Source organism: Arenivirga flava (genome assembly GCF_030161575.1).
GTDB lineage: Bacteria > Actinomycetota > Actinomycetes > Actinomycetales > Microbacteriaceae > Arenivirga > Arenivirga flava.
This window is the reverse complement of record NZ_BSUL01000001.1, coordinates 21,646-35,404: the sequence shown is the minus strand read 5'-3', so window position 1 is coordinate 35,404 and position 13,759 is coordinate 21,646. Positions and strand designations below refer to the sequence as shown.

Below are 13,759 nucleotides of genomic sequence, written 5' to 3'. Positions count from 1 at the left end.
CGCGGGCGCTGTATGACGCGGGCGCTGAGGCACCCCGAGCGGATGCGAGCCGCGTGCGCGGTGCGCTCCTCTCACGGCGCTCGCCGGGCCACCGGCGATGCCACGCCGTCGGCGCAGTACGCGGACGACTGCGCCGTACCGGTGCCGATACCGCCGTGACGCTCCGGTGCTCCATCCCTCCACATCGGGCGCAACGGGAGCTCCCAGCACGGGTCTCCCGGGCGGTCACCGTGGCCGCGACGCGGCCGGCATCGTCGACGGATGCAGATCGACCCGCGACTCATCATCATCGGCCGCTCCCCGGGATCGGACCCTCGCGGCTTGCAGCGCGCGCAGCAGCGCGGCGCGCTCGTGCGCATCCGCCCCGGCGCCTACATCGCGCGACGGGACTGGGAGCTCGTGAACCCCAGGGAGCGGTTCGCCCTCCGCACCCACGCGCTGGTCGCGACCGTGCCGGAGGCGGTGCTGAGCCATCGCTCGGCAGCCGTCGCGCACGGTCTGCCGCTCATCGGGCCGATGCCGGAGCGCCCCGAGGTCGTGGAGCGACGCACGGTCCGCTCGCGTTCGACCGCCGCGGTCCTGCGCCATACCAGCAGCGGAACCGTCGACGTCGTGCGGGTCGGGGCGGCGCTCGCCACGCCCATCGGACGCACCCTCGTGGATCTCGCTGCGACGTCGCCGTTCCGTTTCGCGCTGGCACCCCTCGATGAGGCGCTGCGCCGCGGCTGGTCGCGCGAGGCGTTGTCGGCCGAACTGGATGCCGCTGCGCCCCGTGCGCATCGCCGTGCGCAGCTCGCCATCAGCTGGGCCGACGGCCACGCCGCGAACGCGGGCGAGTCGACGAGTCGAGCCACGCTGCTCGAGCTCGGCTTCCCGGCGCCGCTGCTGCAGGTGCCGGCCATCGGCACGCCGTACGCGACGGACTTCGGCTGGCCCCGCTGGCGTCGGCGGGGCGAGTTCGACGGTCTGGAGAAGTACCGCGCCGCGGAGTTCCGCAAGGGGCGCACGCCCGCCGAGGTGGTCATCGATGAGAAGCTCCGCGAAGACGCGATCCGTGCCGCCACCGGTGATGCGTTCATCCGCTGGATCTGGAGCGACGTGATGCGCGTGGAGCCCCTGAGGCTGGCCATGCTGCGCGCCGGCATCCCCCAGGGGCGCTGGCGTGCGCAGCCGCGGGCCATCGAGTAGCCGTATCCGACCGACCAAGACGTAGGAGTCTCGATACTCCCGTGTCGCTCGCGTGCTGCACTGCGCAACGAGGAGCAGCTGCCGGGGAGCAGAGGAGCGGCGGCCGGGAGCAGAGGAGCGGCACCGGCGAGGGCCACGAGGAGCGCACCGATCAGCGGTGCGCGACGTCCTCGTGGTGGGCGTGCGAGGCCGGCTCGAGCTGGAACGTGGAGTGCGCCACGTCGAAGTGCTCGGCCAGGCAGCCGGCGAGTCGGTCGAGCAGCGCATCGGTGCCGCCCGACTCGAGCACCGAGTCCTCGACCACGACGTGCGCGGTGAACACCGGGTGCCCCGAGGTGATCGCCCACACGTGCACGTCGTGCACCGCCACGACGCCGTCGGCGCGGAGCACGTGCTCGCGGATCTCGGCGACGCTCGTCTCGCGCGGAGCGCTCTCGCTGAGCACGTGGACGACCTCGCGCAGCAGCGCGATGGCGCGGGGCAGGATGAGGGCCGCGATGGCGAGCGAGGCGATGGCGTCGGTGGGCGCCCATCCGGTCGTCAGGATGACGGCGCCGGCGAGGATCGCCGCGACGGAGCCGATCAGGTCGCCGAGCACCTCGAGGTAGGCACCGCGCAGGTTGATGGACTCGCCGCGGCCGCCGCGCAGCACGAGCAGCGCCGCGACGTTCGCCAGCAGGCCCGCCGCGGCGACCGCGAGCATGAGCGGGCCGTCGACGTGGCCCTCAGCCGGCTCCAGGAGCCGGCGCACGCCCTCGATGCCCACGCTCACCGCGACGGCGGCGAGGATGACGCCGTTCACCAGGGCGCCGAACACCTCGGCGCGGCGGAAGCCGAAGGTCTGCCGATCCGTGGCCGGCCGAGCGGCGACCGACAGCGCGACGAGCGCGACGCAGAGCCCGACGAGGTCGCCGAGCATGTGGCCGGCGTCGGCGAGCAGCGCCAGCGAACCGCTCAGCAGGGCGCCGATGACCTCGATGAGCAGGAACCCGCCGATGACCGCGATCGCGAGCAGCAGGCGCCGCCGGTTCGATCCCTGACCGTGCTCGTGCGCGTGACTCATGCGACCACCGTAGGGCGCATCCGTCACCCGTGGGGCATCTCGGGAATGAGAACGATCCTCGCTCTGATCGGCGCTTTCACGCACAGCGGATGCCCACCGCCGACACCTGCGCGATCGGATGCGCGTCAGCGCGCGATCCACACGCTGGACGCGACCTCCTCGCCGAGGTCGAGCTCCGCCTCCGCTGCGCGCACGGCCAGCGCTCCGCCGAACGGGCGCCTGCCGAGCACCGAGATGGTCGTGTCGAGCCCGATGCCCTCCGCCTCCAGGTAGCGCAGCAGGTCGGGGTCGCGGTCGCTGATGCGCACGACCGCCCCGACGTGGCCGTCGGGAGCCTCGCCGAGCAGCACGGCGTCCGGTCGGTGCAGGGCTCCGGCCGCGTCGGGGATCGGGTCGCCGTGCGGATCGCGCACGGGCCGGCCGAGCTGCTCGTCGATCGAGTCGAGCAGCCGGTCGCTGACGGTGTGCTCCAGCACCTCGGCCTCGTCGTGCACCTCGTCCCAGCCGTAGCCGTGCTGCTCGACGAGCCACGTCTCGATCAGACGGTGCCGGCGCACCATGCGCAGCGCGAGCTCGCGGCCGCGATCGGTGAGCTCGACGGCGCCGTAGGGCACGTGGGTGAGCAGGCCGGCCGCGGCGAGCTTCTTGACCATCTCCGTGACGCTCGAGGCCGCGAGCCCGAGTCGCACCGCGATGCCCGAGGTCGTGATGGGCGCCGGCTGCCACTCGGTGTGCCCGTAGACGACCTTCACATAGTCCTCGGCGACCGAGGTGGGCGCCCCGGCGACGGCCTTCACGGCGCGACTCCGTCGAGACGAGCGGATGCGCCGCCGGCCGGCAGCGGACCGGCTCCGGAGGGCGGCGCCGTCGCCGCCCGCGCCCGCCGCCGCCCGCGCAACCGCACGAGCATCCCGCCGCGCGGACCGAACAGGAACGCGAGCAGGAACGCCGCGGCCTGCGCGAGCACGATCGACCCGCCGGTCGCGACGTCGAGGTGGTAGCTGGCGTAGACGCCGACGGCGGCGCTCACCGCCGTGATGAGCACGGCCAGCAGCAGCATGCGGTCGAAACGCCGGCTGAGCAGCACGACCGTGGCGCCCGGCGTGATGAGCATCGCCACCACGAGGATGATGCCCACGGCCTGCAGCGCCGTGACGACCGTGAGCGCCAGCAGGCCCAGGAGCAGTGCGCGCAGCCACCGCACGCTGAGCCCCAGCGCATGCGCGTGCGAGGGATCGAAGGCGAACAGCGTCAGGTCGCGGCGTTTGAGCAGCAGCACCGCGGCCGTGACCGCACCGATGATCAGCACCTGCACGAGGTCCGCGGCGCTGGTGCCGAGCACGTTGCCGAAGAGGATGTGGCTCAGATCGACGCCCGACGGCGTGCGGCTGATGAGCACCACGCCGAGCGCGAAGAGCGCGGTGAAGACGACGCCGATCGCCGCATCCGCCTTGATCCGCGTCGTCGCCTGGATGCCGCCGATCAGGGCCACCGCCCCGACGCCGAACACGAAGGCGCCGATCGCGAACGGCCAGCCGATGAGGTAGGCGATGACCACCCCGGGCAGCACGGCGTGCGACACCGCGTCGCCCATGAGCGACCAGCCGATCTGCACGAGCCAGACGCTGAGCAGGGCGCAGGTGACCGCCGCGACGAGGCTGACCAGGAGCGCGCGTGTCATGAACGAGTACTGCAGCGGCTCGAGGATGAGGTCGATCATGCGGGCTCCCCGATCGGTCGAGCGGATGCGCGGAGGCGGCGGGCGGGGCGTGCGCCGCATCCGGCGCGTCCGGCCCCACGAAGGCGTGCGCGAGCCGCTCGGGGGCCATGGCCGACGCCGGGTCGCCGTGGAAGACGACGCGGTGGTGCAGCAGCACCACCTCGTCGCAGAGGGCGGGCACGCCGGCGAGGTCGTGGGTCGAGATCAGCACGGTGCGGCCCTCGTCGCGCAGCTCGTGCAGCAGCTGTGTGATGAGCGCCTGCGAGGTGACGTCGACGCCGGCGAAGGGCTCGTCGAGCAGCAGCAGGCGGGCGTCCTGCGCGATGCCGCGGGCGACGAAGGCGCGCTTGCGCTGCCCGCCGGAGAGCTCGCCGATCTGCCGGTCGGCCAGCTCCGCGAGTCCGACGCGCGCGATCGCCGACTCCACGGCGTCGCGGTCCGCTGCGCGCAGCCGTCGCGTGATGCCGAGGCGGCCGTAGCGGCCCATCGCCACGACGTCGCGCACCGAGACCGGGAAGTCGGTGTCGATCCGCTCGCTCTGCGGCACGAAGGCGACGAGCCCGCGGCGGCGGGCGTCGGACGAGGCGCCGCCCAGCACTTCGACACGCCCGCGGGTGGGGGCGACGAGACCCATGACGGAGTTGAAGAGCGTCGACTTGCCGGCACCGTTGGTGCCGAGCAGCCCGATCACGCGGCCCTCCTCGAGCCGCAGGTCGACCGCGCTCAACGCGAGCACCTCGCCGTAGTGCACGGTGAGGTCGGCGACCACCACGGCGCTCACGCGAGCGCCGCCACGATGGTGTCGATGTCGTGCTCGAGCAGGTCGAGCAGTGTGGGCACGGGGGCGCCCTCGCTGAGCGAGTCCACGTACAGCGGTCCCGCCAGGACCGCCCCGGTCTCGAGCGCCACCTGGCGCTGCGCGGCGTCGCTGACGGTCGACTCGCAGAACACGGCGCGCACCCCGCGCTCGCGCACCGTGTCGACGACCGCGGCGGTCTGCTGCGGAGTGCCCTGACGCTCCTGATTCACCGCCCAGAGGTACGCCTCGTCGAGGCCGGCGTCGCGCGCGAGGTAGCTGAAGGCGCCCTCGCAGGTGACGAGCATCCGCTGCTCCGGCGGGATCGTGGCGACGGCGTCGACGATCCTCGCCTCGAGCTCCGCGAGGGAGGCCTGGTACGCCTCGCCGTTCTCCTCGAAGGAGCGAGCGGATGCGGGCACCAGCGCCGAGAGGGCATCCACCGCGTTGTCGACGTAGACGGCGGCCTCCTTCGGCGACATCCAGGCGTGCGGATTGACCCGCCCCTCGTACTCGCCGGTGCCGATCGCGATGGTCTCGACGCCGTCGCTGAGCGTCGCGTGCGGCGCATCGATGCCGTCCGTGAACTGCGCGAACCAGCCTTCCAGGCCCAGGCCGTTGTCCAGGATGAGGTCCGCGTCCTGCGCCGCGACGAGGTCGGAGGGCGTCGGTTCGTAGCCGTGGATCTCGGCGCCGACCCGCGTGATGGAGCGCACCTCGACGGCATCGCCGCCGATCTCGGCGACGAGGTCGGCGAGCACCGTGAAGGTGGTCAGCACCACCGGGCGCTCGGCGGCGTCGGAGGCGGTCGGCGGTGCCCCGTCGGCGAACGGGTTCGCGCATCCGCTCAGCAGCAGACCAGCGGTGAGCACCGCCGCGAGGGACGTCGACGATCGAAGTTTCGGCATACCGAAACCTTAGACCACGGCAGCACGACAGTAGCCCCGGATCCGTGCCCGGCCACGGACTGCGGACGGACGGCCTGGCGGCCGACATGGCAGAGGGCCCCGCCGAGACGGGGCCCGGTGCCGATCGGCCCGGCAGGAGCGACCGCGCTCGGTCGCTCCCGCCGGGCGTGCGCCGCGGGGCGGCGGCGCACCGGATCGCTCAGACCCGCGGCTCCCAGCGGAACATCCGCCGCGCCGCGACGAGGCCGATGACCGCCCAGAGCACCGCTCCGCCGAGCGGGGCCAGGAGCTCGCCCACCGGTGCGCCGCTCCAGCCCAGCCCGACGAGCTCGGCCACGCCGCCGCCGGGCAGGAAGGCGCGCACCAGGCCGAAGACCGAGCCCGGCTCCTCGATCCGCGAGCCGATGCCCGCCCACACGGAGGCCGCGATGGCGATGAAGAAGACCGGCAGCGTGGTGACCTGGGCGTGCTCCGGCGAGTTCGTCACGCCGGCGGTCGCGAGCGCGAGACCGACGAACATGACGACCGCGAGCAGGATCGCCGCGATCACGACGACGGGGTTCGCGATGGTCGTGCCGCCGAACACCACCATGCCGGTGAGGATCACCGCGAGCTGCACCGCGGCGAGCACGACGGTGGGCAGCAGCAGCCCGGTGATGATGCCGAGATCGCTCTCGGCGGTGGAGCGCATCCGCTTCAGGAAGAGGTTCTGGCGGCGCGCGGAGAGCGTCGTCGTCGACGTCAGGTAGACCGCGGTCGCGACCACGCTGATGACCAGGGACGAGGCGGCGAAGGCGAAGCCGCCGAAGTTGTCGCTCATGTTGATCATGAGGAAGCCGAACAGGAACGGCATGAGCAGGGCGCTGAAGGCGACGAGCTTGTTGCGCACGAGCATCTTGGACTCGGCGGCGGCGATGGCGAGCATCAGGTTCTCCTTGTCGGGTTCGGGGGTGTCAGGCGTTCGCGGGCTGCGCGGTGCCGAGCTGACGGAAGACGTCCTCCAGGCTCGAGCTGGTGGCGCTGAGGCGGTCGAGTCGCACGCCCCGGGCGGCGGCCCAGCCGAGCAGGGCGGTGAGGTCGTCCTGCAGCTCGGAGGTCTCGATGGTCACGAGCTCGTCGTCGAGGCGGTGCGCGAGCGGCAGCTCCGCCAGCCCTTCGACGGGCGCGAAGCGGATGCGGGAGGGATGCGCCTCCACGAGCTCCTGCAGCGAGCCCTCCCGCTGCAGACGGCCCTCGTGCATGAGCCCGATGCGGTCGGCGTGGCGCTCCGCCTCCTCCAGGTAGTGGGTGGTGAGCACGATCGTGCTGCCGGCCCGGCGCACGTCCTCCACGACCTGCCAGAGCGCCTCGCGGGCGCTCGGGTCGAGGCCGGTGGTCGGCTCGTCGAGGAAGACCAGCTCGGGGGTGCCGTAGATGGCCATGACGAAGTCGACCCGGCGCTTCTGCCCGCCGGAGAGCTGATCGAGGCGGGTGCGCGCCTTGTCGGCCAGTCCGACGGCCTGCAGCAGGCGCATCGCGTCATCGCTGCGCCCCGAGAGCCGGCCCACCAGCTCGACCATCTCGATCGTGGTGAGCTCGCCGGCGAAACCCGTCTCCTGCAGCATCACGCCCATGCGCGGGCGGATGCGCTTGCGGTCGGCGGGGTCGCCGCCGAGCACCTCGACGGTGCCGGCGCTCGGCGCGCGGTGGCCCTCGAGCGTCTCGAGGGTCGTGGTCTTGCCGGCGCCGTTGGTGCCGAGCAGCGCGTAGATCTCGCCGCGCTGCACGGTGAGGTCGACGCCGCTGACGGCCTCGAAGGAGCCGTAGGAGACGCGGAGGCCGGTGGCCTGGATCACGGTGGAGTTCGTCATGGCTCCGATCCAACGCCGGAGGACGGCGGCGCAGTAGTGCCCGGCGAGCACGCATCCGCGTGACGGATGTCACATCGCGGCGTGCGCATCCGCTCTGCTCCGTGCCGTGCGGCCGCGCTAGCGTGGACGCGTGATGAGGACCAAGCGCGTGAAGCGGCGGGCGTCGCCGCTGACCCGGATGCACCGGTACACCACGTGGTCGCTGCTGAGCTCGATCCTCATGCTCATGTTCGTCGGCCTCGGCTGGTTCGACAACCCCGGCCTGCTGCTCACGAGCCTCGCCTTCAGCGTGCTCGCCACGGTCGTGCTGGCGCTCTACTGGGCCGAGCAGGGCCCGCGCTGGATCGTGCCGACCATGACCGCCGCCGGCTATGCGCTCTGGTGGGTGTCGGTGCTCTGCCTCACGAACCCGCTGGGAGCCCTGCCCTTCGCGCTCGGCGCCGGCATGCTCGTCTCGTACGCCCCGCGGCACCGGCTGTGGTGGGCGCTGCTCGCCTGCGCGATCGGCTGGGCGCCCCTCGTCATCGTCCGGGCGCTCGGGGTCGACCTCGACGGGCCGCCCACCATGGGCGCCGCGGTCGAGAACGGGCCCGGCTTCGGCTTGGGGCTCGGCGTCGGCACGATCTTCGCGTTCGTGCTCATGATGTGGCTCAACCGCTACGCCTGGAACATCTCCCTCGAGCTCGAGGACTCGCGCCAGGCCACCGCGAGCCTGGCCGTCATGCAGGAGCGCTTCCGCTTCGCCGCCGACCTGCACGACATCCAGGGCCACACCCTGCACGTCATCCGGCTCAAGGCGCGCCTCGCCGACCGGCTACTCGAGCGCGACCCCGCTGCCGCTCGGCAGCACCTCGCCGAGATCGAGGGGCTGGTGGCCGAGACGCTCGCCGAGACACGCTCGCTCGCCTACGGCCAGCGGGAGGTGTCGCTGCGCGCCGAGCTCGCGAACTCGCAGGCGCTGTTCGAGGCCGCGGGCATCCGCTTCACCGTGCACGGCGCACCGCCCGAGGAGGGCGAGGAGCTGCTCGGCCTCGTCGTGCGCGAGGGCACGACGAACATCCTGCGGCACGCGCAGGCCAGCAGGGTCGACGTGCGCTTCGGCGACCGGCGCATCCTGCTCAGCAACGATGGGGCGGCGGATGCGGAGCCGAAGCTGCGCGGGCTGGCCCGCCTCGGCGAGCGCTTCCGCGACGCGGGCGGCGCACTGCAGGCCTCGGTGAACAAGGGCGTCTTCACGACCGAGGCGAGCCTCGCCGGCAGCCGCGAGGCGGTGCGCGCATGATCCGGGTGCTGCTCGCCGACGACGAGAACCTGCTGCGCGGTGCCATCGGCGCCCTGCTGGAGCTGGAGGGCCAGATCGAGGTCGTCGCCCAGGCCGACAACGGAGCGGATGCGGTCGCCCTCGACGCCGAGCACCGACCGGATGTCGTGCTGCTCGACATGGAGATGCCGCGAATGGACGGCATCGAGGCGACCACCCGCATCCTGCAGGCGTTCCCGGACCGCGCGATCGTGCTGCTCACCCGGCACGGGCGGCCGGGCCTGCTCAAGCGGGCCCTCGGCGCGGGCGTGCGCGGCTTCGTGTCGAAGTCGATCGACCCGGCGCAGCTCGCCGAGGTCGTCGAGCGCGTGCACGGCGGCCAGCGCTACATCGACAGCGAGATCTCCGCGGCGGCGATGATGGACGACTGCCCGCTCACCGAGCGCGAGCTCGACGCGCTGCGGCTCACCGTGGAGGGCTACTCGGTACGCGAGATCGGCGCGCGCCTGCACCTCGCGGGCGGCACCGTGCGCAACTACCTCTCGAGCGCGATGGGCAAGACGGGCACCAGCTCACGACACCAGGCGGCGCGGGTCGCCCGCGAGCGCAGCTGGCTCTGAGCCGGCGGGGCGAGCGACCGCGCCCGGCCACGCGCCGCAGGGGGCGGCGCGCAGGAGCGCTCAGCCGAGCAGCTCGCGCAGGGTCGGCAGCAGGGCGCTGAACGCCTGCGTGCGGTGCGAGACCGCGTTCTTCTCGGCGGCGGTCATCTCGGCGGCCGAGATCGCGGAGCCCTCGGGGCGGAAGATCGGGTCGTAGCCGTGCCCGCCCGCACCGGTGCGCTCGCGCAGGATGCTCCCGCGCCAGCGCGACTCCTCCACGTGCTCGCGGCCGTCGGGCAGCACGAGCGCCGCCGCGCAGGCGAACTGCGCGCCGCGATGCTCGTCGGCCACGTCGGCGAGCTGCCAGAGCAGCAGTTCCAGGTTCGCGTCGGCGTCGCGCGCCGGGCCGCCCCAGCGCGCCGAGAAGATGCCGGGCGAGCCGCCCAGCACGTCGACGCAGATGCCCGAGTCGTCGGCGAGGGCCGGCAGCCCGGTGTGCGCCGCCGCGGCGCGGGCCTTGATGAACGCGTTCGCCGTGAAGCTCAGCCCGTCCTCGACCGGGGCGGGGCCGTCGTAGGCGACGAGCTCGATGCCGCCGAGCTGCGGGCCGAGGATCTCGCCCAGCTCGCGCACCTTGTGCTGGTTGTGCGTGGCGAGCACGACGGTGCTCACTGCTCGAGCACCTCGGCCTGGATGCGGGCCAGCTCGGCGTTGCCGACGGTGCCGAGCTCGAGCAGCGCGTTCAGCTCCTCGCGGTCGAAGGGCGCGCCCTCGGCCGTGCCCTGCACCTCGATGAAGAGACCGCGGCCGGTCATGACGACGTTCATGTCGGTCTCCGCGCGCACGTCCTCGGTGTAGGCGAGGTCGAGCATCGGCGTGCCATCGATGATGCCGACGGAGACCGCCTGGATGCTGTCGACGATCGCCTGCGCCTTCTGCCCGATGAACTTCTTCTCGCGGCCCCACTCGATGGCGTCGACGAGCGCGACGAAGGCGCCGGTGATCGCGGCGGTGCGGGTGCCGCCGTCCGCCTGCAGCACGTCGCAGTCGATGACGATGGTGTTCTCGCCGAGCGCCTTCATGTCGACGGCGGCGCGCAGGCTGCGGCCGATGAGCCGGCTGATCTCGTGGGTGCGGCCGCCGACCTTGCCCTTGATGCTCTCGCGCTGCATCCGCTCGTTCGTCGATCGCGGCAGCATCGAGTACTCGGCCGTCACCCAGCCCTTGCCCTTGCCGGCCATCCAGCGCGGCACGCCGTTCGTGAAGCTGGCGGTGCACAGCACCTTCGTGCCGCCGAAGCTGATGAGCGCGCTGCCCTCGGCCTGGGCGCTCCAGCCGCGCTCGATCGTGATGGGGCGCAGCTGGTCGTTGCTGCGGCCGTCGACGCGGGTCTCGCTCATGGGGGTGCTCCTTCTCGAGGGGATGGACGGATGCGGAGGGTCGGGTCAGGCGCGCAGGTCGCGCGGCAGGGCGATCGCGCCGGTCTCCACCAGCGACACCGTGTTCACCTCGGGGCCGAGGAAGCGGTGCGCGAGGCGCAGGAACTCGTCCTCGCTCTCGCCGGTGGCGCGGAAGCGGTAGGTCGGCGGCGTCGAGGCGGTGCGCTCGATGCGGCGGTCGGCGAGCACGCGGTACACATCGTTGGCGGTCTCGACGTCGCTCGAGACGAGCGTCACGTCCTCACCCATCACGTAGGAGATCGCGCCCTTGAGGTAGGGGTAGTGCGTGCAGCCGAGCACGAGGGTGTCGACGTCGGCGGCGCGCAGCGGTGCCAGGTACTCCTCGGCGGCGGCGAGCAGCTCGGGCCCGCTCGTGACGCCGGCCTCCACGAACTCGACGAAGCGCGGGCAGGCGTTCGAGAAGAGCTCGAGGTGCGGGGCGGCGGCGAAGGCGTCGTCGTAGGCGCGCGAGCCGATGGTGCCGGCGGTCGCGATCACGCCGACCCGCCCGTTGCGGGTGGTCTTCACGGCGCGGCGCACGGCGGGCTGGATGACCTCGACGACGGGCACGTCGTAGCGCTCGCGCGCGTCGCGCAGCATGGCGGCGCTGGCGGTGTTGCAGGCGATGACGAGCAGCTTCACGCCCTGGGCGACGAGGTCGTCGAGCACCTCGAGCGCGTAGCGGCGCACCTCGGCGATGGGCTTCGGCCCGTACGGCGAGTGCGCGGTGTCGCCGACGTAGAGGATGCTCTCGTTCGGCCGCTGGTCGATGATCGCCCGGGCGACCGTCAGGCCGCCCACTCCCGAGTCGAAGACTCCGATCGGCGCATCGTTCACGGGGGTCGAGTCTAGTGCGGGGCGCCTGGCCGTCCCGCCCGGATGGGATGGGCCCCCGGCGCGGATGGCTAGGCTGGCGCGGTGACCGGCACGACCGCTTTCCTCACCGACCGCTACGAGCTGACGATGGTCGATGCCGCCCTGCGCGCCGGCACCGCGCACCGCCGCAGCGTCTTCGAGGTGTTCGCCCGCTCGCTGCCGAACGGTCGCCGCTACGGCGTCGTCGCCGGGACCGGCCGCATGCTCGACGCGATCCGCGACTTCCGCTTCGGCGACGAGGAGCTCGGTTGGCTGGAGCGCGAGAACGTCGTCACGCCGGCGACCCTCGCCTGGCTCGCCGACTACCGCTTCACCGGCACGGTGCACGGCTACCGCGAGGGCGAGCCCTTCTTCCCGAACTCCCCCATCCTCGTGCTCGAGGGCGGCTTCGCCGAGACGGTGCTGCTCGAGACGGTGATCCTCAGCATCCTCAACCACGACAGCGCGGTCGCCGCCGCCGCGGCACGGATGGTGTCGGTCGCCGACGGCCGCCCGCTCAGCGAGATGGGCTCGCGCCGCACGGGCGAGGTCTCCGCCGTGGCCGCATCGCGCGCCGCGTACATCGCCGGCTTCTCGGCGACCAGCAACCTCGAGGCCGGTCGCGCCTGGGGCGTGCCCACCATGGGCACCGCGGCGCACGCCTTCACGCTGCTGCACGACAGCGAGGAGCAGGCGTTCCGCGCCCAGGTCGAGGCGCTCGGCCCCGGCACCACGCTGCTGGTCGACACCTACGACGTGCGCCAGGGCGTCGAGACCGCCGTGCGCGTCGCCGGCACCGGCCTCGGCGCGGTGCGCCTCGACAGCGGCGACCTGCCCGCGCTCGTCGCCGAGGTGCGCGCCCAGCTCGACGGGCTCGGCGCCACCGGCACCCGTATCACCGTCACCAACGACCTCGACGAGGCGACCATCGGCGCGCTCCGCGCCGCCCCCGTCGATTCCTACGGCGTGGGCACGTCGCTCGTGACGGGCTCGGGAGCCCCGACCGCGGGCATGGTCTACAAGCTGGTCGCGCACGTCGACGACGACGGCGCCTGGGTGCCCGTGGCGAAGCGCAGCGCCTCGAAGGCCAGCGTCGGCGGGCGCAAGCGCGCCTGGCGGCAGACGGATGCGCGGGGCACCGCCATCGCCGAGATCGTGCGCACCCGGGGGCTGCCGCCCGAGCGCGCCCGCGAGCTGCTCGTGCCGCTCGTCGTCGATGGCGCCGTCGACGAGCGCTGGACCGGCCCGGCGGGCGTCACGGCGGCCCGCGCCCACCACGCCTACGCGATGGGCGAGCTCCCCGCGAGGCGCTGCGCATCGGCCGCAGCGACGAGGCCGGCATCCCCACCCTCATCGACTGACGCACCCCGATCCCCGCTGCTCGCCGCCAAGCTGCTCCCCGCCTCCGCACTCTGCTCCCAGCCCCCAGCCCCCAGCCCCCAGCTTCCCGGCCCCCAGCTTCCCGGCCCCCCAGCTCCCCTGTGCCAAATGACGGAACTGTCGGGCGCTCGATCGGCGGCAACAAGCCTTAGGGCTTGATTTCGAGCACTTCCGGGCTGGATGAGGCGTGCATCCGCTCGAATCTCCGTCATTTGGGAACTGGTGCCGGTTTGCCAGCTGGGCGAGCGGATGCGCGGCGCGCGGATGCGCGGCGCCCGTGCCGCGGACGCGGCCGGGGGCGCGGCTGGTTCCCGGGCCCGCCCGAAGCCGGGCCGAATGCGCCGCCCCGGAATGACGAAGGGCCCCGCCGCGGCGGAGCCCTTCGTGGTGCGGCCGAGTGCTACTCGGCCTTCATCTTCTCGTAGACCTTCTTGCAGGCCGGGCAGACCGGGAACTTCTCCGGGTCGCGCCCCGGGGTCCACTTCTTGCCGCAGAGCGCGCGCACCGGCTTGCCGGTCATCGCGGACTCGAGGATCTTGTCCTTCGGCACGTAGTGCGAGAAGCGCTCGTGGTCGCCCGGCTCGATGGCCTCCTGGTTCAGGAGCTCCTCGAGCTCGCGGTCCAGGACGTCGGTGCCACCGCCGGTCGGCTCGTTGCTGCTCATGCCCTCGATGATAAGCCTCGGCGCCCGCGCACGGCG

14 protein-coding genes and 1 pseudogene are annotated in these 13,759 nt (G+C 73.0%); 4 read left to right on the top strand and 11 right to left on the bottom strand.

The window, feature by feature from the left end:
- The first annotated feature begins 261 nt into the window (after window positions 1-261).
- Window positions 262-1,188, top strand: coding sequence for a hypothetical protein (locus QQK26_RS00170; RefSeq protein ID WP_284228833.1), 927 nt, complete (start codon window positions 262-264; stop codon window positions 1,186-1,188).
- Window positions 1,189-1,339: 151 nt separating this feature from the next.
- Here QQK26_RS00170 and QQK26_RS00165 read toward each other — a convergent pair whose 3' ends face one another.
- The 7 genes and pseudogenes from QQK26_RS00165 to QQK26_RS00135 all read right to left on the bottom strand — a co-directional run bounded on the left by QQK26_RS00165 (window position 1,340) and on the right by QQK26_RS00135 (window position 7,525).
- Window positions 1,340-2,251, bottom strand: a complete 912-nt coding sequence (locus tag QQK26_RS00165) for a cation diffusion facilitator family transporter (RefSeq protein WP_284228826.1) — start codon at window positions 2,249-2,251, stop codon at window positions 1,340-1,342.
- Window positions 2,252-2,376: 125 nt separating this feature from the next.
- On the bottom strand, window positions 2,377-3,048 hold the full coding sequence (locus QQK26_RS00160; protein ID WP_284234348.1) for a metal-dependent transcriptional regulator: 672 nt from the start codon (window positions 3,046-3,048) through the stop codon (window positions 2,377-2,379).
- On the bottom strand, window positions 3,045-3,971 hold the full coding sequence (locus QQK26_RS00155; protein WP_284228824.1) for a metal ABC transporter permease: 927 nt from the start codon (window positions 3,969-3,971) through the stop codon (window positions 3,045-3,047). The genes QQK26_RS00160 and QQK26_RS00155 overlap by 4 nt, the downstream gene beginning before the upstream one ends.
- Window positions 3,972-4,263: 292 nt before the next feature.
- A pseudogene (locus QQK26_RS16095) lies at window positions 4,264-4,707 on the bottom strand (metal ABC transporter ATP-binding protein); the annotation flags it as partial.
- A gap of 41 nt (window positions 4,708-4,748) precedes the next feature.
- Window positions 4,749-5,675: a metal ABC transporter substrate-binding protein gene (locus QQK26_RS00145; RefSeq protein ID WP_284228822.1), complete on the bottom strand. Its 927-nt coding sequence runs from the start codon at window positions 5,673-5,675 to the stop codon at window positions 4,749-4,751.
- 199 nt (window positions 5,676-5,874) lie between these two features.
- The gene (locus QQK26_RS00140) at window positions 5,875-6,600 is read right to left on the bottom strand and encodes an ABC transporter permease (RefSeq protein WP_284228821.1); all 726 of its coding nucleotides are present in this window, start codon (window positions 6,598-6,600) and stop codon (window positions 5,875-5,877) included.
- A 28-nt stretch (window positions 6,601-6,628) separates the two neighbouring features.
- Window positions 6,629-7,525: an ABC transporter ATP-binding protein gene (locus QQK26_RS00135; protein ID WP_284228820.1), complete on the bottom strand. Its 897-nt coding sequence runs from the start codon at window positions 7,523-7,525 to the stop codon at window positions 6,629-6,631.
- Window positions 7,526-7,658: 133 nt separating this feature from the next.
- On the opposite strand from QQK26_RS00135, the gene QQK26_RS00130 reads away from it, so the two are divergent.
- Both QQK26_RS00130 and QQK26_RS00125 read left to right on the top strand, forming a co-directional pair.
- Window positions 7,659-8,807: a sensor histidine kinase gene (locus tag QQK26_RS00130; protein ID WP_284228819.1), complete on the top strand. Its 1,149-nt coding sequence runs from the start codon at window positions 7,659-7,661 to the stop codon at window positions 8,805-8,807.
- Window positions 8,804-9,406, top strand: coding sequence for a response regulator transcription factor (locus QQK26_RS00125; protein WP_284228818.1), 603 nt, complete (start codon window positions 8,804-8,806; stop codon window positions 9,404-9,406). The genes QQK26_RS00130 and QQK26_RS00125 overlap by 4 nt, the downstream gene beginning before the upstream one ends.
- A 60-nt stretch (window positions 9,407-9,466) precedes the next feature.
- Here QQK26_RS00125 and rdgB read toward each other — a convergent pair whose 3' ends face one another.
- The 3 genes from rdgB to murI are packed head-to-tail and all read right to left on the bottom strand — an operon-like array spanning window position 9,467 to window position 11,661.
- Window positions 9,467-10,057 carry an RdgB/HAM1 family non-canonical purine NTP pyrophosphatase gene (gene rdgB / locus QQK26_RS00120; protein ID WP_284228817.1) on the bottom strand — a complete coding sequence of 197 codons (591 nt, stop codon included), beginning with the start codon at window positions 10,055-10,057 and terminating at the stop codon, window positions 9,467-9,469.
- On the bottom strand, window positions 10,054-10,785 hold the full coding sequence (gene rph, locus QQK26_RS00115; RefSeq protein WP_284228816.1) for a ribonuclease PH: 732 nt from the start codon (window positions 10,783-10,785) through the stop codon (window positions 10,054-10,056). The genes rdgB and rph overlap by 4 nt, the downstream gene beginning before the upstream one ends.
- Window positions 10,786-10,830: 45 nt before the next feature.
- On the bottom strand, window positions 10,831-11,661 hold the full coding sequence (gene murI, locus QQK26_RS00110; protein ID WP_284228815.1) for a glutamate racemase: 831 nt from the start codon (window positions 11,659-11,661) through the stop codon (window positions 10,831-10,833).
- An 81-nt stretch (window positions 11,662-11,742) separates the two neighbouring features.
- On the opposite strand from murI, the gene QQK26_RS00105 reads away from it, so the two are divergent.
- The gene (locus tag QQK26_RS00105) at window positions 11,743-13,218 is read left to right on the top strand and encodes a nicotinate phosphoribosyltransferase (protein ID WP_284228814.1); all 1,476 of its coding nucleotides are present in this window, start codon (window positions 11,743-11,745) and stop codon (window positions 13,216-13,218) included.
- A 241-nt stretch (window positions 13,219-13,459) separates the two neighbouring features.
- On the opposite strand, the gene QQK26_RS00100 is transcribed toward QQK26_RS00105, so the two are convergent.
- On the bottom strand, window positions 13,460-13,723 hold the full coding sequence (locus tag QQK26_RS00100; RefSeq protein WP_284228813.1) for a DUF3039 domain-containing protein: 264 nt from the start codon (window positions 13,721-13,723) through the stop codon (window positions 13,460-13,462).
- Window positions 13,724-13,759 lie beyond the last annotated feature (36 nt).